The following is a 22,997-nucleotide window of genomic DNA, read 5'->3' as shown; positions in this document are numbered from 1 at the left end:
CGAGTTAATAGCAGAAAGGAATAGGTTATGCCTAAATTACTTGCGGTATTGGTTATATTATTAATGTTTTCAGGCTGTACAAGTACGCCAGATATTGCCTACCAGAATATTTCCTATCCACCACTCAAGGTTCCCAGTACCGCCTACCTTGGCGAACGATTATTAATGCAGGGCAAGGGCTTTAGAACTGATGTTCTGGAGGTCGATAAAATTACTGGAAAGTATGCGGAAATTGATAACGCAACGTTCTGCCGGTACGGCCCCAAATCGACAGAGTTCTTCAGTTTTGATCGAAGGGCCATCCGGTTTATAAACTTTGTTGGTGGAATCCGCAGTTTTGGAAGTGTCGTTAGCTATAAAAAATCTGACAATGAAATCTGCATTGACGATTTTTGGTCCGGCTGTTTTGATAGTTCATTTGGCAGCTATACCTATAAGCCCGATAGTATCTGTTCAAAACCCAGCGCCATACAGCAAATTATCGAATATAATGGTAAAGCTGGAAACATCCTGAATTTTACCTATCGTGAATTTACTCGTGACCGAATTTCAGCGCCTTTTACCACCAACTTCACCATGGATCTTAATGAGGGTAACGTTGTTAATTATAAAGGTGCCCGGTTAGAGATCGAAAAGGCTACAAACCAGGAAATCAGCTACACGGTATCGAAAAACTTCACCAAATATTGAGAATTTGATTGACGCCTGCTTCGCTGGAGATGATTCACAATATCGATTTAAACGAGGATCATGCAGTTGCGGCTTCAGAAGGTTTTTCAGGGACGACATCTTTTTACTGATGAATCTGTTATTTGCTGCACGGTACATTCGCTGCCAATTGTTCAAAAAAAAGGAGGGCAGCCATTAGGCCACCCCCCCGGATGTGAGTGACAGTACTGCTTCATTCACGCTTTCGCGTCAGCAGCCACGTCGCTCAAAGCTTCCAATTCATGTGCCTGGAAGGAATGCCCGGTTTTCCATTGCTCGCCCCGTTTGTACGAGTGTGAGAATGACACGGTGAGGAACGAGTGACCCTTTTCCGGGATGACCTGCCAGATATCCGCTTGGATCGCACCGATACGGATTTTGTGTAGTGGTGGGGTTTTCTTATCTGAAGTTGCCATAATGTTGTCGAGGGAAAAACCTATTTTGTCCACTTTGGCTTGCGGGTGCGCTTACGCATGCGTGGTTTTTGAATGAGGGGCTTAGGCTTGAGATTAAATTTGGGATTGTAAAATTTGCTGCCGGTGCGGCGCGGGCGGATTTTCGCAGGTTTGTAATTACGAACAGCGCTATTAAATGGGGTTCTCAGTGAGGCAGCAGAAATCATGATGAAATTATCTGCCGGAACGCAAAAAACACTAAGAAATTATGGATTTTTGTCCACAAATGAAAAGAAGAAAAAGCTTGCAAAAAAGCTTCTTGCGTACCATGGTACGCTATAGTACAATGAAAGGAAGAACAGTCAGTGGCTAAAGTAACGCACCCGAAACGGGTCATTGTCTATGTTGATAAAAACGGAAAAGAGCCGTTTTCCGAATGGGTTGAAGACCTTCGAGATACGATGGGCCGTAAACGTATTTTAATTCGTATTGGCCGATTACAACAGGGCAATTATGGCGATTGTAAATCAGTTGGAGAAGGTGTCAGTGAATTAAAAATGACGTTTGGACCAGGCTACCGGGTCTACATTGGTGAAGAAGGGCGTGATGTCGTGGTGCTGCTTTGTGGTGGAGAGAAAAGCACGCAGCAGCAGGATATACAAAACGCCAAAGTATATTGGAAGGAGTATTTGAGCGATGGCTAAGAGAAGAAAATATAGAAGTTTTGATGAAGTCGAAGAAGAATATTTTCTCAAACACCCAGAAGAAATCGATGATTATCTGACGGTGTGTTTTGAAGAATTTGCAAAAGATAATTGCACTCCGGCGCTTTTATCGTCGCTGCGCATGATTGCCCGTGTGAAAGGTGTCACGGCTACGGCCGATGCGGCAGGTATGAGCCGGAAAGGTTTGCAAAAAGCGTTATCAGAAGATGGCAACCCGCGCTTTGAAAATATCAACGCGATTATGCAAGCCATGGGTTATCGGCTTATTCCTGAAAAATTCGACATGCCAGCACATCAGTAAATCGTTTTGATGAGGGTGTGGAAAATACAGAATGTTAAGCAATTGAATGCTTAGCAAAAAAAGCGCGGTATTTATCGAGTAGGTAGGTGACATCGCTGTCACCCACCCCTCTCAGAACCGGACAGACGAGTTTCCCCGTATCCGGCTCAAGCCTTTCAAAGACTGGTTTTCAGTCCGGCCACGACCGACCTACGTCCTGCAAAGTATCGAGACCATTCCGGATCGTAGGGATTGGCATCAGCTTTCACCTTCACGTGCCGCCGGATTGGCGTCTCTGACGCGAAGGCCAGTTTCATCCATTCCGATGTTTCGTGTTGGTCAGTAGCATGCCGACAGGCGAATAACCAGGACCGCGAGCCAAACGTCTGGAAATACCGTTTGGCTACCCAACGCCGTCCTTTCTTCGGGTGTCGCCGCACCGCCCATCGCCACAAGGCTTTCCAGAGCACATAGTCGAGCGTGTGAAAGGTCGCTGCCGATACCACATGCCTATAATAATTGGCCCATCCTCTGATAATGGGGTTCAGCCAATCGATGAGGTCTGACTGTGTGATCGCTTTACTTCCTCCAATAATGTGTCGCACGAGTCGGTGTATCCTGCGTTGCGCGTCCTTCGACGGCTTGATCAGCAGTTTGCCCTGATACGTACGGACATTGAATCCGAGGAAATCGAATCCGTCTGCGAGATGAACGATCCGTGTTTTCTCTGGTGCTAGGGAAAGACCACGTTCTGCGAGGAACGCGGCCACTTCTTCCCGCACCTGTTCCAGTGTGTCTTTCGTCGCACCGGTCACCACAAAATCGTCCGCGTAACGGATCAGACGAACCTTGGGATGAGGCGTCTTGCCCCCTCGTCGAGGAAACCGATGAGTGAGCCTGCGCTCTAATCCATCCAGAACCACGTTGGCCAACGTGGGTGAGATGACCCCGCCTTGCGGGGTGCCCACCTCCGTCGGAAACCACTGGCCCTGGTCCACCATTCCCGCTTGCAGCCATTTCCGAAGAATGGACGTATCCATTGGGATATGTGCCAGCATCCAGTCATGGCTCATGTAGTCAAAGCATCCTTTGATGTCGGCTTCTAACACCCATTGAGGCGACCGTTGTGGTCGGCACAACACCAGAAAGCACTGAGCCAGTGCATCCTGGGTAGACCGTCCCTTACGAAACCCATAGGAATGTTGATCTGCCAGTGTCTCGGATACTGGATCAAGAGCCAGCAGGTAGAGCGCCTGCATTGCTCGATCCCTCATCGTCGGAATACCCAGAGGTCTGAGTCTTCCATTCGACTTGGGAATATAGACCCGTCTCAGTGGTTGCGGCGTGTAGCCGCATCTCCTGAGTGACCACATGGCTCTGGTTTTGGCTGCCGGGGTTGTCCAGATCTCTCCATCGACTCCCGGCGTCCGCTTGCCTTGATTCTCGGTCACTCGTTTGACGGCCAAGGCCCTGCCGCTCAGTGAGTGGGTCAGCAGCCATTGCAAGGCTTTCACCTTGCCGCGGTGACCATCCTTCGTGGCCTTGACGATACGGGCTTGCAGCTTCCTAACTGTTCGATGTGTGGTGCGCCAATCAAGATGCTCCCACCACACCGGGTTGCCGAAAGAGGCACACGCGGTGTTCGCACTCGCGTTCATTTGCGTTTCTTCCGTACAAGAAGTTCTGCCAACGTTCTCATCAAGAAAGACCTGCTGGAAGTCTGCACCTTTTCAGGTTAGGTATCTTCACCTTTGTGCCCCTATCCGTCCCATTACAAAACGGCCTTCGCTTGCTCCAGCATCTTCTACCCGCACTGCCATCAGCGTTCCTTACGGTTGGCTTGCCATTCGCATGGCAGCACTACGGGCTTACCGTGTTTCGTGTTATTGACGCGATGGCGTAGGTTCCGGCTATTCCCCGACGGCATTATGGTCCGTGTGTTCCTATGTGAAAAAGGAACAACCCACCGCACATCATTTTGGTTCAGGCTTATCAGCACCTTGAGCCTGTTACGTTTAACGAGGTTTATCACCGATTCACCTGAGTTAACCTTCCCATCAAGCCTAGCCCCCGATCCGCCTTGGTGCTGGCAGACCAAAGATTGCTTCGCAGCGTTCTCTTGGCTCGCACCGGGGTACATTGTCCTGGCCGCTTCACACCCCGCGATTACTCCCGGCGCATGGGCCAGTAGGCTACTGCTGACGGCACAGCAGGTCTGGTTAGACGATGTCCATTCCACCAGACAATCAACAATACGACTTTGCACGTCGCACTCCACAATAACGCTTATCCGACAAAATCACATTCACGTGTTTGCTGTAAATGGTTGGCGTCCATCTTAAAGCGATACCAGTTCGGCTCAATAAATCCGGCCTTCATGTTGAACCGCCGAAATAATCCATCCCCTTCAATGAGCGAACACGGTTGTACGAAGACAAAAATATCGTCTTTGACATTGGTAGCGCGGAAGGCCGTTCCCGGCTTGAGCGCGTCGCGGGACATGATGCATACAGTCCCCTGCTCTATTCGTCTTCCGCCGGGTCATCATCTTTCGGGAATAACACCACGTCACCGGACACCGCAATATTGGCGAACAATCGCAGGGAAATACTGCCTTTGTCATGTTGAAAGGCGGTGCCAACCGTGGTCCATGCGGTTTTTTCGTTGTCGTCGCTGTCTAGGAATTTTTCCGGGACCCATGCGAAGCATGGGGCAAGTGAGAGGAGCGAACGCAGGGGAGGTGTAAATTTTTAGGTGCGACGTGGCGTAGCGTTTAGAAAACACGAAGCCTAGGAGCCTTCTTTGAGGAAAAGTGATGGGAGTGTTGAATAATGCTGATATCGAGCTGCAATATTCCTCGAGCACGTGTTGGATGTCAGAAGCCTCGGGTCGGTTCAAAAAAGTCCGTCCAGCAAGGCCACAGCCATTTTGACGCGCGGAGCGTACTGGTTATACGTGAGCACGGCAAAATGGCGAGAACGCCGCTGGCGGCTTTTTTCAACAGACCCGTGATGGATATTGATGTCCATAGGAACAAGACTATAGATGTTTAAGTAAGGTTAAAGATTAAGAGATTTTAAATGAGTGAAAATGCCTAAAATCAAGGGCTTATAAGTTTTTTGTTGCCCTCTATGCCTACATGTGATGGCAGAAAATGAATTTTCAGGGAAACATCGAGACTACGATCAGACGAGAGAAAGGTTTGGGAAGTAGGGGCGGTAATATCCGCGATCTCGGGTTAATAGCTGATCGGCTCGAAGTTCCGCATGCGGTCCTATCAAAAAGTCAGCCACGATATGCTGTCGAATCCGTAGTGGAGCTTGGCACTGCGTACAGGGGACCTGTTGGCTCAGCCCGCATTTCGCACAGACCATGACAGCCTTTCGGCGTTTGGCATACATTCCCCAGGCCTGACCAGCACGAACCCACACTTCTTGGTCGCTCGTCAGGAGTTCGAGCCTGGTATCCGCGAGAAATACTTCCTATACATGAGAGCTTGGGAAATATGCTGCAAGCTCGGCTAAGACGACTTCGCTAAGGATCACCTGGCCCTTTTCACTCGCGTCGTCTAATTGATGCTGAGCTTCCTTAACATTTGAAGAACCGGGAATGAGGAGATCAAGAAGAATATTGATATCAACCGCCGTAATCATTGTCCACGCATATCTTCAATAAGCTCATCCGAGGTTTTTCCTTTGAGCGGTTTTAAAAACCCACGATATTTTGCAAAGCGGGCAGGTGATGCTTTCTTTTGTACTCGAATTCCATCTTTCACCTCCCTCAATTCAACCTCATCGCCAGGGTGTAGCCCTAGGCGGTTTCGTAACAGTTTCGGTATGGTGATTTGGCCTTTTTCAGTCATTCGACTCGTGCTCATGCTCCCCCTCCGACCCAGGAAGTAATACCAAATCTGGTATACCATAGAAATACCACACTGCCCTCATGCATCCGTCAATTTGAAATTCCCAACATCCCTTAACCTATTCGAACGCACACTTGTACGTTCAGGCAAGGGATTACCAATCAAATCGGGCACTCGGTATTATCTGAAAAGAAGGAGAGGATATCGCGAGGAAGAAAGAGTTTGGTGCCGAAGGCGGGCACTTGAAGTCGCATGAGCGGAAGCCTGGCTATGCTCCCACTAGGGGGCCACGCCCCCTCGTGCCTCCGCTACGCTCCGGTCACCCCATGAAGGGGACATACCCCCTTCAAAACCCCCGGTTCAAGTCCTAGCTATTTTCTGTGGTAATGTTCGAATATTGAAGCTGGCGAGTAAACTGTAGATTTCTGTGTTTTTGGTGCCGAAGGCGGGACTTGAACCCGCACGGCTTGCGCCACACGCCCCTTAAACGTGCGTGTCTGCCATTCCACCACTTCGGCACTCGGCCCCCATTATGAATCGCTTTTTTCCCCTTGTCAACGAACTGGGGCGTAAGTAAAATTTAGAGATTCTTTTGACGATTCATCCATTCATCTTAAACGTTTTCATAATTATTTCATGTCAAAGCCTTCTTCTCAGCTTCCGTCGCCTGAATATCAAGAAAACTGGATTGGGGCTTTTTTCGATGTTGATAATACCTTAATCCCCGGCCTGTCGATCGAAGTCCTATTTTTTCGGCATTTGTGGAAGTTAGGCGTGATTGGGTTTCAGCAGATGCGAGAGAGCGTGTGGTTTTTAACGCAACGCATCCCGCCGGTTTCGCTCAGCCCACTCCGTCGACATAAACTCTACTTGGTTGGTCAGCAGCCAGGGTTTATCGAACCGCTCGCTGAGGAATTTGTGCGCAATGAGGTGTGTCCAAAGCTCTCGATTCGAGGAGAAGGAATTCTCTCTCGCCATCAACAAGCCGGACATCATGTCGCGTTAATCAGCGGATCGCCGGATTTTCTCGTCAAACCGCTTGCAGAGGTGTTGGGCGTCTCCATCGTCCAAGCCGCACGACTCCAGACCACGGAAGGCGGATACACCGGCCGAGTCTATGCCCCACTCCCGTACGGTGAAGGGAAACGACGCATCATTGAAGATCTCGCCACTCTGTATCACCTGGATCTGACGCGCAGCTACGCGTATGGCGATAGTCCAGGGGATTACCAAGCCTTAAAGGTGGTGGGCAATCCCATTGTGGTGAATCCCATTCGCGGAATGACGCGAAGGGCCCGAGAGCAGGGGTGGCCGGTCACTGAATGGGTATAATGCACGTCGCACGTCGCTAGTATCTCGTATCTCGAGAGATAATCTTTCTGGGTTAGGCTTTTTCGTATGACAAGATACAATTCACAAACGACGAAATACGAAACGTACAATGTGTGTTAAGATTGTATTGTCATGAGGTCACTGATACGTTGTTCTGTTACTGACTCCAAACGATTCCTGATGGATTTGACGACTTCTCACCTTCAAATTACAGAAATTTTCCACAGCATTCAGGGTGAGTCCTCCTTTGCCGGACAACCGTGTGTGTTTGTCCGCCTCACAGGCTGTCCCCTTCGATGTACCTGGTGCGACACCGACTATGCATTTCATGGAGGAGACCGCATGACGTTCGAGGCCATTCTTGAACGGATACACGCCTATGATTGCCGGCTGGTCGAAGTAACGGGCGGAGAACCCCTTAGCCAATCCGGGACGCCGGAACTCTTATCCCTCTTGTGCGATCAGGGTTTTGACGTGTTGCTCGAAACCAGCGGGGCGATCGACACTACGCCGGTTGATCCGCGCACCCATGTCATCCTCGACGTGAAATGCCCCGGCAGCGGCATGGTGGATCGCATGGACTGGTCAAACATTGACCGGCTATCCAAGAAAGACGAAGCCAAATTTGTCCTAAAAGACCGCCATGACTATGAATGGGCGAAAGAAGTTTTAGTACGTTATGGATTACCCGATCGATGTTCGATTTTATTCAGTCCCGTCTTTGGTGAACTCGACCTGCAATCCTTAGCTGAATGGATTCTTGAGGATCACCTGCCCGTTCGCTTTCAAGTACAACTCCACAAATACATTTGGGCCCCGGATCTGCGTGGCGTCTAGAGCCATTTCATTTTTTTCACTGTTACGTCAAACTTTTAACTTTCTGATGAGGACTGCATGAAAACTACTGTGAAGCAAGGAACACTGACGGGAACTCCAACAGAAGTGTTGGTGATTCCGGGATACGAAGGCGAGACCGGCATTGGAAAAACCATCCAACCCCTGGACCGAAATCTCAGCGGACAATTGACCGAAATGCGAAAAAGTGGAGAGTTTCAGGGAAAACCCAATCAAACCGTCTTGATACATACTCGTGGCGCCGTTCCGGCAAAACGCATTCTGCTCGTCGGTCTTGGAAAGCGCGAAGATCTCACGCTTGATCGCGTACGACAGGCGATGGGAACCGTTGCTAAGCGCGTCTGCCAGACGGAAACGCGCACATTTGCCACCACACTACTCGGACTTGATCGATCAGGGCTATGGCCAGATGATCTCGCTCAAGCAATGGTCGATGGCGTAATTTTAGGGGACTATCGCTTTACACCGTACCGAACCGATTCCTCCAAAAAGAGTAAACCCTTGAGCAGCATGACGATCTTGGTCGATAAACCCTCATTACTCAATACCGTCAAACAGGGCATCGAGCGAGGCGAAGCGACAGGTGAGGCAACCTGTTTTGCGCGAGATTTGTGCAACCATCCAGCCAATGTGATGACGCCTTCTCGCGTTGTCGAAGAAGCTAAGAGAATTTCGAAGGAAAAGAAGGTTCGGTTAACCGTCCTCAATCCAGCCAAGATGAAACAACTGGGAATGGGTGGCGTACTGGGAGTAGGACAAGCCAGTCAACATCCTCCACAGTTTATTATCTTGGAATACCAAGGCGGGAAAAAGGGGGAGAAACCTATTGTCTTTGTTGGAAAAACGGTGACGTTTGATTCAGGAGGGATCTCCCTGAAACCTTCAGAAAATATGGAACACATGAAGGCCGACATGACTGGAGGCGCAGAAGTGCTGGCGACCGTTCGTGCCGCTGCCCGCTTGCGACTACCGCTCAATGTAGTCGGACTGTTACCCGTTGCTGAAAATATGCCGGGAGGAAGAGCCACGAAACCAGGCGATATCTTAACCATGCTCTCGGGTAAAACCGTCGAAGTGCAAAACACCGATGCCGAAGGTCGATTGATTCTCGCCGACGGCCTGGCGTATGCCGACCGCCTAAAACCCGCCTGCGTCATTGATATTGCCACTCTCACGGGCGCCTGTATTGTCGCACTCGGACAATTTGCGATCGGGATGTTGGGCAATGATGACACACTCAAAGATCAATTTAGGCAGGCAGGCGAACGTTCAGGTGAACGCGTATGGGAAATGCCGCTGTGGGATGAATACTTTGAACAGTTAAAAAGTGATGTCGCGGATATGCGAAATATCGGAGGCCGTGGAGGCGGTATGATCACCGCAGCCCTGTTCCTTCAACAATTTGTCGGAAAATTTCCATGGGTTCATCTTGATATTGCGAGTACCGACTGGAGTGCATCCGATCGTCCTTGCATCAGCAAAGGACCTACGGCTATTGGCACTCGACTCCTCATTCAATATCTCTTGAATGCTGTCGCGAAACCTCGTAAATGAGAGATTGAGTGATGACGCTGCGCGAAAAAGTCGGTCAACTGTTTATGATCGGATTTGACGGAACGGAGGTGTCTTCAGCGTTGAGCGCTTGGATTCAAGCCTATCAACCTGGAGGTATCATCCTGTTCTCTCGTAATTTAGTCGACGCGCATCAAATTGCACGGATGACCAACTCACTGCAGAAGCTTGTGACTTCTTCCCCCTTGTTGATGGCTATCGATCAAGAAGGGGGAAAGGTGTCGCGTTTGCCGCCAGGGTTTACGATCTTCCCGCCCGCTGCAACCGTCGCGGCATGCGGATCATCGGACTTCGCCTATCAAGCTGCCGCCGTAACCGCCCAAGAATTACGCGCAGTCGGGTTCAATATGAATATGGCTCCTGTCTTGGATATTAATACGAACCCGTCAAACCCTATTATTGGGGATCGAGCATTCAGCGCAGACCCAGAGACAGTCTGCACATTGGGCAATGCCACCATCTCCGGTCTACACGACCATGGCGTCATTGCCTGCGGAAAACATTTTCCTGGACACGGCGAAACAACCAAGGACTCACACAAGGAATTACCAGTGGTGACGCTGGCCAAAGAACGATTGGAGCAGATTGAACTGCATCCGTTCCGATCGGCGATCGCGCATGGGCTCCAAACGTTGATGAGTGCGCACGTTCATTACCCCGCGCTTGACGACACCGTTCCCGCCACGCTGTCACACAGGGTTATGACAACGCTTCTTCGTGATGAACTTGGCTTTTCTGGCGTCATACTCAGCGATGATCTTGAAATGAATGCCATTGCTGAACATATGACCATGGGGGATGCCGCCGTTCGATCTATTCAGGCAGGCGTTGACCTCATTCTGATTTGCCATCAACAGACTCGTCAGGCTGAAGCCATTGAAGCTGTCGAAGGGGCCGTCAAGACTGGTGCAATCTCTACAAGTCGGCTAGATGCCAGCCTGTCTCGAATTTCCGCGCTCAAACAACGTTTTCTCACTCCCTACGCACCCGTGAATGACGATGAAATCACCAACATCGTCGGGTCGCCTATGCATCGGAATCTTCTCGCGGACATTCAAACCATGACCTCGACTCAAACCTAAAGGCTACAACACATTACCTGAAACCATTCAGCATTGAAGAACATGGGATATTCAAGGTGCTCTAGCCGTTCCAGTTATGCCGAATCAGTTACATGTCGATCCACTGAATTCGGCTTGACCCTTCGTTATTGAACAGTCAATCGTATACAGGGCATCCAGGCGGGCATAACTTTCCTCTATGTTTGCGCTGTGTACATGATGTACATTCGGGTGGAAGTTATTTGGGTTCGCTATAGACATGCTATCCTGCAATCTGATGAGGTAGACACGTAATCATCCATTCATAGGTATTCGAATACGAATTTCTTCTTTTCGAGAGGGCCAAAGAAAGGAAGTTGAACATGGCACTGAAAAAAGGCGATATCATTGATGAACGAAAGCACTATCCAGACTCCTGCGGACTTGTCGTCAAGGTTATGAGCGGAGGTGAAGGGTTCGAAAAGTTGCGGTGTTGCGGACATGACCTGACCGAAGAGGATGTGGTCTCATCTCCGGAAACCAGCAAAGGGAGGAAAAAGGGCAGCCTCATGGTCGGCATGACACTTGACGAAAAAAAGCTTTTCCCTGGATCCTGCGGACTCCGCATGATGGTCATGGATGGCGGAGCAGGATTTCAGGAAATTATCTGTTGCGGCCACTCCGTGAACGAGGCCGCCATGCAAACCCTGGAATTTGGAAGTGGGATGCGGGGCCCGGCCACCGATCCCAATACACCTCAAACGGGCAATGCCTAAAGCGAAAACACTCCTATGCACGGCTGGACACCAGAATCGACAAAACAATGGGTGAAATGGATGCAATGGCTGGACCGGTGGGGGTACATCACCGCCTGTTTAAGCTTTCTCGTCCTGGGCATGCTGATTTTTGGATACAGCTGGATGGAATTTTTTCATCAAGCCCCTGACGGTTTTCTGGAAGCATCTATCACACTGATCAATGATTTACTGCTCGTCATTATTCTGCTTGAGCTGTTTCGAACCGTTCTGGGATTTTTACAATCCGAGCGTGTGCGCCTCGAACCATTCCTTCACGTCGGCGTCATTGCTTCCGTTCGAAAAATTCTGACCACCGGCGCTGAACTTTCCCATATCAAAGGCATTCCCAAAGAAACCTTCTATCATTACCTGATGGACCTCGGCCTTCATGTCGTCATCATTTTGGTGTTGATGCTTTCTCTCTATTTAGTGAGAAAAAGTGAGGTGCCTCCTCCCTCAACAGTGACGCTCTAACCCTTATCCAAGAACAATCCTCGTTCACCTCTTGATCGATCACGATTCGTTCCCCATTTCATTCAACACTTTTCTCTCCCCATACCTTGCCGTTTCTACTTACCTTGTGGCACTATATTTTTTTTTGGACGGGATCGAGGTAAGGATGGAATCACTCCCTGAGTTTGTCGGCACAGTTCATATTTTCCTAGGGCCCTATCGAGGAAACCCTATCGCGCTCTACATGCGACGAGATGAGGCTGTGTGCCATATTTCACCAAGAGTGTATCCTTGGAATCGTACCGTAGGCAGTGGAGAAACGCCGAATAAGGCTGCAGCAGCCTTTGAGGCGAAATGGAAAGAGAACGATCTTTCTGCTGAAATGTATTCAGGACCCCATTGGGAGGGTGGCATCAAACCGGAAAAGCCCAAACCCCCGCCCAAACCCGCAGCCCCTAAGCCTGCAGCTTCAGCAGCAGCAGAGGAAAAAGGCAAACCGAGCGCTCCGGCAACTGCAACCGCATCACCTCCGGCCAAACCTGCGTCTCCACAAGCCACTCAGGACAACCCTGCTCCACCTCAGCAGGACGCTGCTCCCACTCCAGTCAAGACTCCCAAGGAAGTCCCTGCTGCCAGCGTCACGTCCAACCAGGAAGCCAAGCCAGCACAGGCGAGTGAATAACGCGCCTCCAGCTCTGAAACGTTCAATTAAAACATTCCGTGATTGCGTATAGCCTGCCGAATACGGTCTCTATGCTGACCGCCTGGCGCGTGAGATCTTGAAAGACTTAGCGGCTTTCACAAAGGCTTGAAACAATTTCTTTTGGAGAGGATCGTGCTTATAGAGAAACTCAGGATGCCATTGCACGCCAAGAAGGAAAGGATGGGCTGGCGCCTCAATGGCTTCGATGACGCCGTCAGGAGATACGGCACTCGTCACCAATCGACCTGGAACTTTTTTCACGGATTGATGGTGTGAACTGTTCACACGGATCGAAGACTTGCCAACAATCTTGTGCAAGAGGGTCTGAGGTGCAATCGTAATTCCATGTGCCTTCTTCGTGGCGGAACCAGGCGGCAAATGCGCAATATCCGTCGAATGCTGTACGGCAATGTCCTGGATTAACGTCCCTCCTAAAGCCACATTGATAGATTGCATTCCACCACAAATGCCTAATGTTGGATGATGTGTTCCATACACTAATTTACTCACCCCCAGCTCGAGGCTGCTTCGTTGATGACTCATCTGCCGAAATGGCACACACTGGCGTTCCCCATACAACTGAGGATCTAAGTCCGACCCGCTTCCTGTAACCAGGAGTCCATCAACCTGGGACAAGAGTTGACGTTGCCGGACCCTATCGATGACCAATGGGAACAGAATAGGAAGCCCTCCCGCATCTTCTATGGCTTGCACATACCGAGCTCGCAGAAAATAGGTCGGCTCCTTTCCGCCCATATCTTCACGATCGCCAGCATTATAATCAGGCGTAATGCCTATGATAGGTTTCATGCTTGCTCACCTTCACAAACGTACAACAATGCCTCTCATACTTATCGGTTCAATGACTATTGATCTTCATAGGGAGACACACCGTAAAATCGCACGGCTTCATCGCCTTTCAGATGCGAAGGCGTAATGACATAGGTCCCGTGGAAACTTGGCTTCCACACTGTTTGGGCCGTTTCAAGGTCTCCACCCGTCAACACATAGGTAAACCCTCCTACCACACCACCCAATACGGCATACACAACTTTCAACGGGAAATACACAAGGGTCAGCAAACCACTCCCAATTCCCAATCCAGCCTCACTGCCTTGACTCTCCTCCTCTTGGGCTAACACTGCGCCTGGATGCAACAGCATAACGGCAGTAAAACACATGACGATCAAAGCCATTGTTCCACGCCCACCACTCATCGGTCGATGTCTCATAGAATAAGTACTCATGGAATGTATCCCTCCCTTCCAAACATAATAGATAAAATTACCACTGCTTGAGGAATTTTCATTTCTCTGGGCTCTGTCAAACTCTCCTAAATTATTATCGACTCGAATCATGTAAGTCAGCCGGCACGGTTTCGTTCCAGCATCTAGGACCACATGTCACTCACGTACGCTCACACACGAACGTGTAACTATTTCACCAAGCATCTCGTCAAGACTCATGGCATCTCACATGGCAGCTGATTCCTAAAAGTGATATGCCCTTACACATGCGGAATACCCCCCTAGCACTACAGGGATTCGTGTGTTGCACAACATTCATTTATGAAAACTCCTGAGCCACAATTTCTTGCACATCGAGTTCGGTCAGAACCTGATTTTTAATTTGTTCGGCTGCTTGGGTCGTCGCCGTGTCTAACTCTTCAACCAACATCTCATGCTCTAATGTACTGTTTTCCTGTTTGATTCCCTGCTGAATAGCTTGCTGTAATTTCATGAGACACACTTGTTGAGCAAAAAGATCTTTGGCTCGTTCTTTACTCTCAGACCGGAAATCTTCCGGGAGCTGCGCGACAATGCCTTCTAACCATTCATCGAACTGAACAGATGCCCCCACTCGTGTGTACTGCGATTGCTCGACATCGACAACGATTTGTACGCCGCCCTTCCAACTTCTTTTTTTGACATTAAAGATACATTGAATGATTTGGGGCGAACCTTCAAGATATTCCGGTCCATAAAACAGTGTAATGCGATAGGGTGGAACTCGTGGTGAAGAATGCGTAGACATCGATGGTGAATTTTATCATGCTCATGGAGAAATACAATTGTTATTCTCACGTTTCGACTTGTTGAGATTCACGTATTACTCAAAAACAGCATCGACCGCCATTCCTACTCAAATAGGAAAAATGGGCCAAGTTCGAAAGAGCGTCCACTCTCCTGATGACGATTCGCGGGTTGACACCCCCTTGCCCTGAAGGATACAGTTTCTTAGGAAAAACCTTTAATTGATCAACGATTCCGTCGGATAGGGATTGGAAGAGCAACATGTTTGGAACAATGGGGTTCTCAGAGCTGATTATTATCTTGGTCATCGTTCTGATCATATTTGGAGCCGGTCGGCTCCCACAAATTGGGGAAGGCGTCGGAAAGGCCTTAAAAGGCTTTAAGAAAGAGGTGAATGACATACCTCCGCCTGTCGATCCAAACGCACCGGAGCCAGAAGCACCGACTCAAGCCAATTCAGAGGCTCAACCGGAAGCTTCAGCTCAATCGCCGACGAATGCCCAACCCCAACAAGCTCCTCCTTCTAATCAACCGTATCAACCAGGACCGGAACTCACTCCTGGAACAACAGCCGCTCTGCTGTACAAGGGGGCTGGGCCAGAAGTCGTTCAACCGAAAACAGCTCAACATGCTGAGGCATCGACAAATACGGCTCCACCACCTCTGACGATGGAGGAACGAAGCATGGCAGCCCCGTCTATGTCTGCTCCAACATATCCAGCGTTACCGGCTTCAGCACAAACAAAGCCTATGGCGAAACGGCCTTCTGCCATTGTCAATAAACAGGCTGTTGCTCGGGTCCAAGCCCAACAAGCGGCTATGAAAGCCAAAGCACAGCCGGCTGTGGCGCCGGCTCCTCAGGATATGCAAACCTTGGGAGAAGGTCTTGGCAGTGCTATTCGAACGTTTCGGGATGCAGCTTCAGACATTAAAAACTCCATTGATCCAGAAATGCGGACCATTCAAGCCGAAATGGAGGCAGCCGAAAAAGAAATGCAAGAGACCATTGAAGCTGCCAAACAACCCGCTCCGCCTAAAGAGTAACGAACCACCTTCTAGAACCTAGCCCTTGATCAGGTTGCTGCTTTTTTATCCATTCCATCTCCTGCTTGTGAGTAGTATCGCCTTTACGACGTTCATAGGCTGTTCCATGGAACCTCGCTCTCACGATGCCAATTCTTTGGTTCCAATCCTCACCGACCTCTTAGCCCATGACCCAAGCGCTGACATGCGCCGTACCGCAGCCATGTCCCTTGGCAAGGTGGCTGACTCAAAAGGCATTCCAGCATTAACGTCTGCATTAAGCGATGAGGACCCCGTAGTTCGAGAATATAGTGCCTGGGCCCTCGGACAAATGGAAACCGAACTTCCCGACCATTCAGCCTTAGCACTCATTACCACCTTAGGAGATTCGTCAATTCAAGTGAAACAGGCTGCTGCTAGGGCACTTCGTAATGTCGTACCGGAAGAAACATTATCAAATCTGTTACGGCAGGTTTTGTTGATTTCAGAAGTTTCGACAAGACGGGCTGTGGTTCAAGCACTCACCGAACTGGAAATTCCCTCTTCCTACTCTATATTTCTTGATGCGGTAAAAGATGAAGACGCTCGTGTACGCCAGACAGCCTTAGCTGGACTTGGTGAACTTGCCGATACTCGTGCCTTGATAGTTTTTCGAACATTTCTACTGAACGATCCTGATGAAGGAGTTCGTACTGAAGCCGCGTTTCGCCTTGGCAAACTTGGCGGGAAAAATGACGTGACCGTTCTCAAGAAAGCCGTGGAAGCCGACCCGACACCCAATGTCCACCTCTGGGCATCATGGGCCCTCAAAGAAGCCGCCTCTAATCCCGATTAAGTTACCTGCCTTGTGCATATTCCGAGATAACGTCTCCTCTAAGGCAAATCCGAGTGCTCACTATCTAAAAATGTTTCGTGAACATCCACCCTCAGGCGTTGAAAATCAACATGCAATACGTTGCGATCTATGGGTCTAGGAAGGGAGAACCTTAGAAGAGGACTTACTTTCCTTGATGGCTTTTAATTGAGGGGCAATTTCTTTCTCAAAACAATGCGGACACACGCCATGGCTAAATTGAATATCGATACGATGTGATAAATACTCTTCAACTTGCTGCCAATAATTTTCATCATTCCTAATTTTCTTACAATAACTACAGATCGGCAGCAGTCCTTGAAGCTGCTTCACTTCCACCAGGGCCCGTTCGAGCCATTGCACACGTTCCTCGAGTTTTTCCTGTAGCGAGAGAACACGAACCCCAACACGAACCCGAGCCAGAAGTTCTTGCAAATCGAAAGGTTTGGTCATGTAATCGTCCGCTCCAGACTCAAACCCTTCAATAACATCGGTACGACTACCTTTCGATGTGACCAAGATAAGGTACAGCATATTTGCACTCTCAACCTCCTTAAGAGATTGACATACTTGAGGTCCATGTAAATCCGGCATCACCCAATCCAAAATACCGAGCATTGGCCCATCTGCATTTTTCAGTTTATCGAGAGCTTCAGTCCCATTCCCACACTCAATAGTCTCATACCCAAACCCCGAGAGCGCACGAACAAGGAGCGCTAGTGTAACGGGATCGTCATCTGCCACAAGAATTTTTATCATGGAATTACTCATTCAAAACTCAGTATATGCTGACGAAACTCAATAACCTCCAACAGGTCACCTGGATACGATAGCTCAATAGCTCAAGTCAATGTCCTAACTCATGACAGACGTTTGGAAATTAATAGGGACGGATATAGGAATTCAACAAGTGATAGTATCTTTATCGGTTTCTTTTGCTCTCACTAAACACGAAGGAACCATTTGAGTAACAGTAATGAGGTTCATTTTCATAAAATTTCAGAACCTGCTGAATGCCTATTGAGCACGTCCAGATTTATGCAATGCCTATCACCACCTAGGAAATCTCTAGCCCTATTCTTCGGTAAAGAGCGTAATTCAGGTGCAAATGACAACCAATCCAAATAATTGCCATTCCATGTTTTCAACTCACCCTGCGACAACATGGCTTCATCTGTCGGAAATGATGTGTATTGGTTCTAAGCTGACATAGACATCCAACGGTTGAACGTTCGTGACCTAGAATCCAATTGCCATGATTTGATTCGTTAGAGTTGAACCTTAACGAAGACTGGCGTAAAATTAGCCCACTTTTCACTATGAAATAGAAAATGGAACTCACACGTAGGTATTCATGCGACTTGGTATAAGCCTCATCATCACGTTCAGCGTCTTTACGTTTGTTGCTGGCTGCTCATCTGGACCACAGCAGTGGTACAAACCAGGCGCATCTTCTAATAATTTTGAACACGATCGACTTGCTTGTGAAGATGCCATATTAAACACCGGCACAACAGGCATTTCTGCTAATACCTACTCATTTGCAGGATGTATGGAAGAAAAAGGGTGGACGATCCTTGACTCTTCTACGCCATAACACGATCAACGATTAAGCCCTGCAGAAATGGCCTGCAGGTCATGCGCCTAAGATATCCTCAAGTTTTTCGACATACCCCCCAAAAGGGGAATAGCTAACATCCGGTCAAACATGGTTGATTGAAGTCATCACGACCTGATGACTTTGGTGGAGTTAACTGAGAACACAACACATGAAACGAGTCTTATTAGTCGACGATAACCATGACGCCCGACGGGCCCTTAAGCTAGTGCTCGAATCACAAGGCCTGGAATGCATTGAATCGATCAATGGGGCATTGGCCTTAGAATGGTTAGACTCTGGACAAGCAGACCTGATTGTGACGGATAATAAAATGCCGGTTTTAACCGGCCTAGAATTTATCGAACGTCTTTCAAGCAAATCGAAGACTCCTTCTCCTCCGATTATTCTGCTCAGTGGAAATCTTGATGAATCAGATAAGACGAGAGCACGTAATGCTGGCGCTTATGCAATTCTGAACAAACCCTGTAATTTCAGCGAATTCCTCTCAATTGTTTCGCTAGCACTTGAGCAACCTTCCTGACACCGCTTCGATTTTTTCAGTTACGGCTTAGAAAGAATACCCCATCGGAGGTATGTATTCCTTCAATGAGTCATGAGTACCATTCAATATCGTTGCTTGGGAGAAAACTCTCTATAGCCGTTCCAATTTACTTCCGTCTGTACGAGGTGTGTTTTTTGCGCTGTGTACATGATGTATATTCGGGTGAAAGTTATTTGGTTTCGCTATAGATATATTCATAGGCTTGTACACATAAAAAATAGGTAGGTTTTACTATGTTTAAACTATTTTGTGGAATGGTCATAGGCTCCATGATCACGATGACTCTCTTGGGAGGCGCGGCGGCGGCTGATAAAGTGATCAAGAATGCTCAAACGGTCTTCGAAGCACAATCTTCGGAATTACACACAACGCTGACTATTTACCTCTTGGCCTTCTTGGCTTTCTTATTAGTACAGTTAGCAAGATCCATCACCAAACAAAACAAGCAAACCGACCTAGTCATTAAGAGGTTGCGTCGTTTCACATAAGAGCTCTCTGACCACAAAGTTTCTCGTCAATTCATCTTCCACTCACTCCCCCTCACTGTCAATTTTCTCGCATGCCGACAATAACCGAGACGAAGCCAAAACCGACTCTCCTCAGGATTGAAATTCCTGAATACTCCGCTACGTTAATAATTTAGATTCGTGGTCACGCGTCTCACTGCGTATTCAAAGCGAATGACATGTGGTTTCTTTACTGTATTGGATGAAACGCAAGCGTAGTCAGGGAGGTGTAGACGAGAAAAGTTGTTTAGTGCACAGTAGCGAGCCTCACTATATCAAGAATGCGAATATACCGACGCTCTTGCTCAAGAAGCCCATATTGAACAAATTGCGCCATGAGCGTGCTCACCGTCTCTCTTGAAATCCCGATCAAATTTCCGAGATTTTCATGCGTTAACCGGATTCGTAATTCAATCACTCCATCTTCTAATTTCCCCATCGTCTCACTTAATTCCACGAGAAGCGCGGCAAGCCGAGCTGAGGGACTTTTAAAGACGAGATCATGCACTCTGGTTTCAAGCTGTCGTATACGACCACCCGTAAACGTTAAAACCTTTCCTCCAATATCTGTATAGGTCTGAATATATTTATCAAAATTTTTTCGCTGAATTTCACAGACAGCCACTGGCTCAATCGCTTCCAGTATTGATTCATACGAGGCAGGATTTGACGCATCCATTTCCCCAAAAATTTCCCCAGACTCAAGAATTGTTAGAGTGGATTCACGTCCATCCTTACTCACTTTTGAGATTTTCACCTGACCTTCCTGGACTAAAGAAACATGCTCATTAGAATCACCAGATAGGACAATTCGCTCACCTTTTCGATAGCGTACTATTCGAGTCGTGCGATCAAATTCCTTTTGTTCTTGCCACGACAGGTCAGAAAACACTTTAATCTTCTTGAGGTACCATAGTTTTTTCGTCTGCAATTCTTTTTCAGCTGCTCGCATAATGACTCCTCGCTCATAAACGTACACAACCAACCAGTATTGTCTTATAAATCTGACTCATGAAAATCCACTTTTCGACTTCCCCCAATCCTACTCACAATCAATCAGAAATGTAACAACAACAAAAAACGAAACCAACTTGACACATTCAACACCTCCTCAACCAGCGCAATTGAGTTTTTGCCCTAACATACCGATATTATTCTTATTTACCAATATAGAAAGATATGTCTTGATGGAAATTTCTCCCACGACAATATCGTATAACTCTCCTGCTCACTTCTTTGAGCCAAAAACGAATGTCAATTCCCGTAAAGCTGGGGCCTCCTCTCCCGAAAATGAAGGTGAACAGCAAGAGATTGCAAAGCTTCGAGCACGCGACAAAGAAGTCCGTGCTCATGAGCACGCCCACAGCGCTGCTGCCGGAGGACTTGCGAAAGGTGGAGCTAGCTTTACCTATGAACGAGGGCCGGACGGACGGCAATATGCCGTAGGCGGAGAAGTAAACATTGATACATCTCCAATTGCCGGAGACCCTGAAGCGACGATTCGCAAAGCTCAACAAATTCGAGCCGCCGCCTTAGCCCCAGCCGATCCGTCCTCACAAGATCGGGCCGTCGCAGCATCCACGTCTGCATTGGAGGCACAAGCTCGACAAGAGTTAGCCAAAGAACAAGAAGACGATACTAAAGAACAGTCAAAAAACCCTGCCTCTCTAAATCAACCACAGATAGATTTGTTCGTGTAATACATTCGCCTGCGATCTCTCCTATATATCACACGCACTCCTTGCTTCTCCCATTTCGAAGTATTGAGCAATGAAAAATTCCTCAACGTATTTTTTCAATATTTGCAATTAAGGGCACCTCTAAAAACCAGGATTTTTTCGTGAGTGCAAGGAAGTCGCGCGCGCAAAACCGCAGTGTCTCGAGCGAATTTCTGTGACAGTCGGTAGAGCAAAGAGGACAGCCACGGCGTCCTGAACCGTCTCAAGCTTGGGCAGTCGAGCAACGCGGCGAGAGGCCAATACATGAGGATTTGAGCACACGGCTGACGCTGCAATCGCGGAAAAGGACGGTTTTTAGAGATGCCCTTAAGAAAGCACTGCGAACTCACAACAAACTCACAATCTCTCAGCATTGCGAGAACCAAAGAGTGAGTCCAAACGCGAGATCAAGCAACACAACACTCCTAATACATAGGCAAAACTTCGTATTAAAAAATTCGTTTCAGTTACTCATTGCCTTTCTCTCTATGAACACTAATTACTATTTCCTACACGTTACCAAGTATTCAAATTTTGCTAGGCATCGCTTGCCCATCAACTGGAGTCTGTTGCCTAAAACTAGTATTGCTTTGCGGTTACTCAGCAGCCCTTGGCGAAGGCAAAATGCTCAAGGCATCACCCACCGTCAAGTCTTAAACAGCATAAAAATTCTTGGATGAACCTGGCAAACATCTTGCTAAATAATTTTCTATCAGTTTGAAATTTTAGCGTAGGAAGCTCATCAGGCCAAAACGTCTGCACCGCACCATTCCATAGAAAGTTTTGTCAGTCGCTATACAGACGCGTAGGGTTTCACACACAGCACAGTACATAGATCCAAGGAATTGTTCATGAACATCATCACAAAAATGAAACACGATTGGGATCGTCGGGCACAACATCACACGCGATATTGGATTGCGACAGAAGATTACGAGAACGAAGAGGTCTTTGCTGAATCTGGACAGCGGACAGCTGACGCCATTTTATCCACCCTTGGGCCACGCTACAGGAAAGGATGGACAGGGCTAGATATTGGATGCGGAATCGGCAGAGTATTAAAACCCCTCTCGTGCTCCTTTCACAAACTGATGGGAATCGACGTATCAGCTGAAATGATTATGAAAAGCAAGGCCTGGCTACGAGACATTCCCAATGCCGCAACATTTGAAACATCGGGTGTCGATCTAAAACTTTTTCCATATCGCCACTTTGACTTTGTGTATTCGTACGTCGCATTTCAGCACATGCCGCGTCCTGTGTTTGACCGATATCTAGAAGAAATTAACCGTGTCCTCAAAAAGCAAGGGCTCCTCGTCTTCCAAATCCCTATTGGAAATCAACCCGATGCCCCGATGGAGGATACCATCGCAGTCCGTTTTTATGACTACCATGAACTCAACAAAAAGCTACAGGACAGAGGATTTGAATTGTTAGAGGTTAAAAAGAGACACGCTGGGTCCCCGCAAGGGGAAGAACCGCGTCATGAGTTCCATCAATTCCTTGTCGCTCAAAAAGTCGCCACTATTCGCCCAGACATCAACGTGGGCTGGATTCAAGCTGAGTGTCAAGAGCACACGTCTTTTCTTGATACGCACATGTACCTGTCCTTTGCAGAAAATTGCCTCAAGCAGGGAAACCCAGACGAAGCCATTCAGACGTATGAGCAACTACTCTGCCACAATCCATCCAGTCTCGAAGCGTGGCTTCAACTTTCTAAGGTTTTTCTCGATCACGGAAAAATCGATCAAGCCGTTTCAACGCTATCAGATTTAACTCGCATTCACCCTACCTATCTTGATGGACACCGAACACTCAGAAATCTTCTGCAAAAACGTCAGAATATCGAAAGGGTTATGCGCCCGACCGGCTAAAATACCTACATCTCCCCACATCCCATCCCGAAAGCCGTTTAATCAAGTCATACCTGAGACAATTTTCTATTCGAATTTTTCTCTTTTCATATCAAATGCCTCTGCT

General features: G+C 48.2%; 28 protein-coding genes and 1 tRNA gene. 17 read left to right on the top strand and 12 right to left on the bottom strand.

Annotation, left to right across the window (positions count from 1 at the left end; translation table 11 throughout):
• The first annotated feature begins 27 nt into the window (after positions 1-27).
• On the top strand, positions 28-690 hold the full coding sequence (locus ACWHX8_RS00955; RefSeq protein WP_447970104.1) for a hypothetical protein: 663 nt from the start codon (positions 28-30) through the stop codon (positions 688-690).
• A gap of 215 nt (positions 691-905) precedes the next feature.
• On the opposite strand, the gene ACWHX8_RS00950 is transcribed toward ACWHX8_RS00955, so the two are convergent.
• A complete protein-coding gene (locus ACWHX8_RS00950; RefSeq protein WP_447970103.1) occupies positions 906-1,124 on the bottom strand; it encodes a hypothetical protein in 219 nt (72 codons plus the stop codon).
• A gap of 344 nt (positions 1,125-1,468) precedes the next feature.
• Here ACWHX8_RS00950 and ACWHX8_RS00945 point away from each other — a divergent pair, with 344 nt between their 5' ends.
• Together ACWHX8_RS00945 and ACWHX8_RS00940 are read left to right on the top strand one after the other, a co-directional pair.
• A complete protein-coding gene (locus ACWHX8_RS00945) occupies positions 1,469-1,807 on the top strand; it encodes a type II toxin-antitoxin system RelE/ParE family toxin (RefSeq protein WP_447970102.1) in 339 nt (112 codons plus the stop codon).
• Positions 1,800-2,129: an addiction module antidote protein gene (locus ACWHX8_RS00940; RefSeq protein WP_447970101.1), complete on the top strand. Its 330-nt coding sequence runs from the start codon at positions 1,800-1,802 to the stop codon at positions 2,127-2,129. Before ACWHX8_RS00945 ends, ACWHX8_RS00940 begins: the two co-directional genes overlap by 8 nt.
• A gap of 155 nt (positions 2,130-2,284) precedes the next feature.
• Here ACWHX8_RS00940 and ltrA read toward each other — a convergent pair whose 3' ends face one another.
• The 6 genes from ltrA to ACWHX8_RS00910 form a co-directional block, all read right to left on the bottom strand.
• Positions 2,285-3,766, bottom strand: a complete 1,482-nt coding sequence (gene ltrA / locus ACWHX8_RS00935) for a group II intron reverse transcriptase/maturase (RefSeq protein ID WP_447970100.1) — start codon at positions 3,764-3,766, stop codon at positions 2,285-2,287.
• Between the two features lie 628 nt (positions 3,767-4,394).
• Positions 4,395-4,610: a hypothetical protein gene (locus ACWHX8_RS00930; RefSeq protein ID WP_447970099.1), complete on the bottom strand. Its 216-nt coding sequence runs from the start codon at positions 4,608-4,610 to the stop codon at positions 4,395-4,397.
• Positions 4,611-5,293: 683 nt separating this feature from the next.
• On the bottom strand, positions 5,294-5,539 hold the full coding sequence (locus ACWHX8_RS00925; RefSeq protein WP_447970098.1) for a hypothetical protein: 246 nt from the start codon (positions 5,537-5,539) through the stop codon (positions 5,294-5,296).
• Between the two features lie 51 nt (positions 5,540-5,590).
• Positions 5,591-5,761, bottom strand: coding sequence for a hypothetical protein (locus ACWHX8_RS00920; RefSeq protein WP_447970097.1), 171 nt, complete (start codon positions 5,759-5,761; stop codon positions 5,591-5,593).
• The gene (locus tag ACWHX8_RS00915; protein WP_447970096.1) at positions 5,758-5,985 is read right to left on the bottom strand and encodes an AbrB/MazE/SpoVT family DNA-binding domain-containing protein; all 228 of its coding nucleotides are present in this window, start codon (positions 5,983-5,985) and stop codon (positions 5,758-5,760) included. The genes ACWHX8_RS00920 and ACWHX8_RS00915 overlap by 4 nt, the downstream gene beginning before the upstream one ends.
• A gap of 419 nt (positions 5,986-6,404) precedes the next feature.
• Positions 6,405-6,488: transfer RNA gene (locus tag ACWHX8_RS00910), tRNA-Leu, on the bottom strand.
• Between the two features lie 118 nt (positions 6,489-6,606).
• On the opposite strand from ACWHX8_RS00910, the gene ACWHX8_RS00905 reads away from it, so the two are divergent.
• From ACWHX8_RS00905 to ACWHX8_RS00875, 7 genes are all read left to right on the top strand, one after another.
• Positions 6,607-7,302 (top strand): HAD family hydrolase, encoded by a 696-nt coding sequence (locus ACWHX8_RS00905; RefSeq protein ID WP_447970095.1) that lies wholly within the window; start codon positions 6,607-6,609, stop codon positions 7,300-7,302.
• A 180-nt stretch (positions 7,303-7,482) separates the two neighbouring features.
• Entirely contained in the window at positions 7,483-8,139 is a 657-nt protein-coding gene (queE, locus tag ACWHX8_RS00900) for a 7-carboxy-7-deazaguanine synthase QueE (protein WP_447970094.1), read from the top strand.
• A 57-nt stretch (positions 8,140-8,196) separates the two neighbouring features.
• Positions 8,197-9,711 (top strand): leucyl aminopeptidase, encoded by a 1,515-nt coding sequence (locus tag ACWHX8_RS00895; RefSeq protein WP_447970093.1) that lies wholly within the window; start codon positions 8,197-8,199, stop codon positions 9,709-9,711.
• An 11-nt stretch (positions 9,712-9,722) separates the two neighbouring features.
• Positions 9,723-10,811 (top strand): beta-N-acetylhexosaminidase, encoded by a 1,089-nt coding sequence (gene nagZ / locus ACWHX8_RS00890; protein WP_447970092.1) that lies wholly within the window; start codon positions 9,723-9,725, stop codon positions 10,809-10,811.
• Positions 10,812-11,152: 341 nt separating this feature from the next.
• Complete coding sequence (locus tag ACWHX8_RS00885) at positions 11,153-11,545, top strand: hypothetical protein (protein ID WP_447970091.1); 393 nt, start codon at positions 11,153-11,155, stop codon at positions 11,543-11,545.
• A 15-nt stretch (positions 11,546-11,560) separates the two neighbouring features.
• A complete protein-coding gene (locus ACWHX8_RS00880; RefSeq protein WP_447970090.1) occupies positions 11,561-12,040 on the top strand; it encodes a phosphate-starvation-inducible PsiE family protein in 480 nt (159 codons plus the stop codon).
• Positions 12,041-12,185: 145 nt separating this feature from the next.
• Entirely contained in the window at positions 12,186-12,701 is a 516-nt protein-coding gene (locus ACWHX8_RS00875; protein WP_447970089.1) for a hypothetical protein, read from the top strand.
• A gap of 69 nt (positions 12,702-12,770) precedes the next feature.
• Here the strand turns inward: ACWHX8_RS00875 and ACWHX8_RS00870 are convergent, their stop codons facing one another.
• The 3 genes from ACWHX8_RS00870 to ACWHX8_RS00860 form a co-directional block, all read right to left on the bottom strand.
• Positions 12,771-13,532 carry a gamma-glutamyl-gamma-aminobutyrate hydrolase family protein gene (locus ACWHX8_RS00870; protein WP_447970088.1) on the bottom strand — a complete coding sequence of 254 codons (762 nt, stop codon included), beginning with the start codon at positions 13,530-13,532 and terminating at the stop codon, positions 12,771-12,773.
• A gap of 56 nt (positions 13,533-13,588) precedes the next feature.
• Complete coding sequence (locus ACWHX8_RS00865) at positions 13,589-13,969, bottom strand: hypothetical protein (RefSeq protein ID WP_447970087.1); 381 nt, start codon at positions 13,967-13,969, stop codon at positions 13,589-13,591.
• Between the two features lie 319 nt (positions 13,970-14,288).
• A complete protein-coding gene (locus tag ACWHX8_RS00860; RefSeq protein ID WP_447970086.1) occupies positions 14,289-14,756 on the bottom strand; it encodes a hypothetical protein in 468 nt (155 codons plus the stop codon).
• 260 nt (positions 14,757-15,016) lie between these two features.
• Here ACWHX8_RS00860 and tatA point away from each other — a divergent pair, with 260 nt between their 5' ends.
• Positions 15,017-15,799, top strand: coding sequence for a twin-arginine translocase TatA/TatE family subunit (gene tatA / locus ACWHX8_RS00855; RefSeq protein ID WP_447970085.1), 783 nt, complete (start codon positions 15,017-15,019; stop codon positions 15,797-15,799).
• Positions 15,800-15,905: 106 nt separating this feature from the next.
• Positions 15,906-16,613 (top strand): HEAT repeat domain-containing protein, encoded by a 708-nt coding sequence (locus ACWHX8_RS00850; protein WP_447970084.1) that lies wholly within the window; start codon positions 15,906-15,908, stop codon positions 16,611-16,613.
• Between the two features lie 135 nt (positions 16,614-16,748).
• Here the strand turns inward: ACWHX8_RS00850 and ACWHX8_RS00845 are convergent, their stop codons facing one another.
• On the bottom strand, positions 16,749-17,390 hold the full coding sequence (locus ACWHX8_RS00845; RefSeq protein WP_447970083.1) for a response regulator transcription factor: 642 nt from the start codon (positions 17,388-17,390) through the stop codon (positions 16,749-16,751).
• Between the two features lie 595 nt (positions 17,391-17,985).
• On the opposite strand from ACWHX8_RS00845, the gene ACWHX8_RS00840 reads away from it, so the two are divergent.
• The 3 genes from ACWHX8_RS00840 (at position 17,986) to ACWHX8_RS00830 (ending at position 19,281) form a co-directional block, all read left to right on the top strand.
• Entirely contained in the window at positions 17,986-18,228 is a 243-nt protein-coding gene (locus ACWHX8_RS00840) for a hypothetical protein (RefSeq protein WP_447970082.1), read from the top strand.
• A gap of 172 nt (positions 18,229-18,400) precedes the next feature.
• The gene (locus ACWHX8_RS00835) at positions 18,401-18,772 is read left to right on the top strand and encodes a response regulator (RefSeq protein ID WP_447970081.1); all 372 of its coding nucleotides are present in this window, start codon (positions 18,401-18,403) and stop codon (positions 18,770-18,772) included.
• Between the two features lie 254 nt (positions 18,773-19,026).
• A complete protein-coding gene (locus ACWHX8_RS00830) occupies positions 19,027-19,281 on the top strand; it encodes a hypothetical protein (protein ID WP_447970080.1) in 255 nt (84 codons plus the stop codon).
• Between the two features lie 265 nt (positions 19,282-19,546).
• Here ACWHX8_RS00830 and ACWHX8_RS00825 read toward each other — a convergent pair whose 3' ends face one another.
• The gene (locus ACWHX8_RS00825; protein WP_447970079.1) at positions 19,547-20,251 is read right to left on the bottom strand and encodes a Crp/Fnr family transcriptional regulator; all 705 of its coding nucleotides are present in this window, start codon (positions 20,249-20,251) and stop codon (positions 19,547-19,549) included.
• A gap of 235 nt (positions 20,252-20,486) precedes the next feature.
• Here ACWHX8_RS00825 and ACWHX8_RS00820 point away from each other — a divergent pair, with 235 nt between their 5' ends.
• Both ACWHX8_RS00820 and ACWHX8_RS00815 read left to right on the top strand, forming a co-directional pair.
• Positions 20,487-20,999 carry a putative metalloprotease CJM1_0395 family protein gene (locus ACWHX8_RS00820; protein WP_447970078.1) on the top strand — a complete coding sequence of 171 codons (513 nt, stop codon included), beginning with the start codon at positions 20,487-20,489 and terminating at the stop codon, positions 20,997-20,999.
• Positions 21,000-21,868: 869 nt separating this feature from the next.
• Entirely contained in the window at positions 21,869-22,891 is a 1,023-nt protein-coding gene (locus ACWHX8_RS00815) for a methyltransferase domain-containing protein (RefSeq protein WP_447970077.1), read from the top strand.
• The last annotated feature ends 106 nt before the right edge of the window (positions 22,892-22,997 follow it).

This window comes from Nitrospira sp. M1, assembly GCF_965152605.1.
Note: the sequence above shows the minus strand (reverse complement) of the source record. Positions and strands in the feature narration are given on the sequence as shown.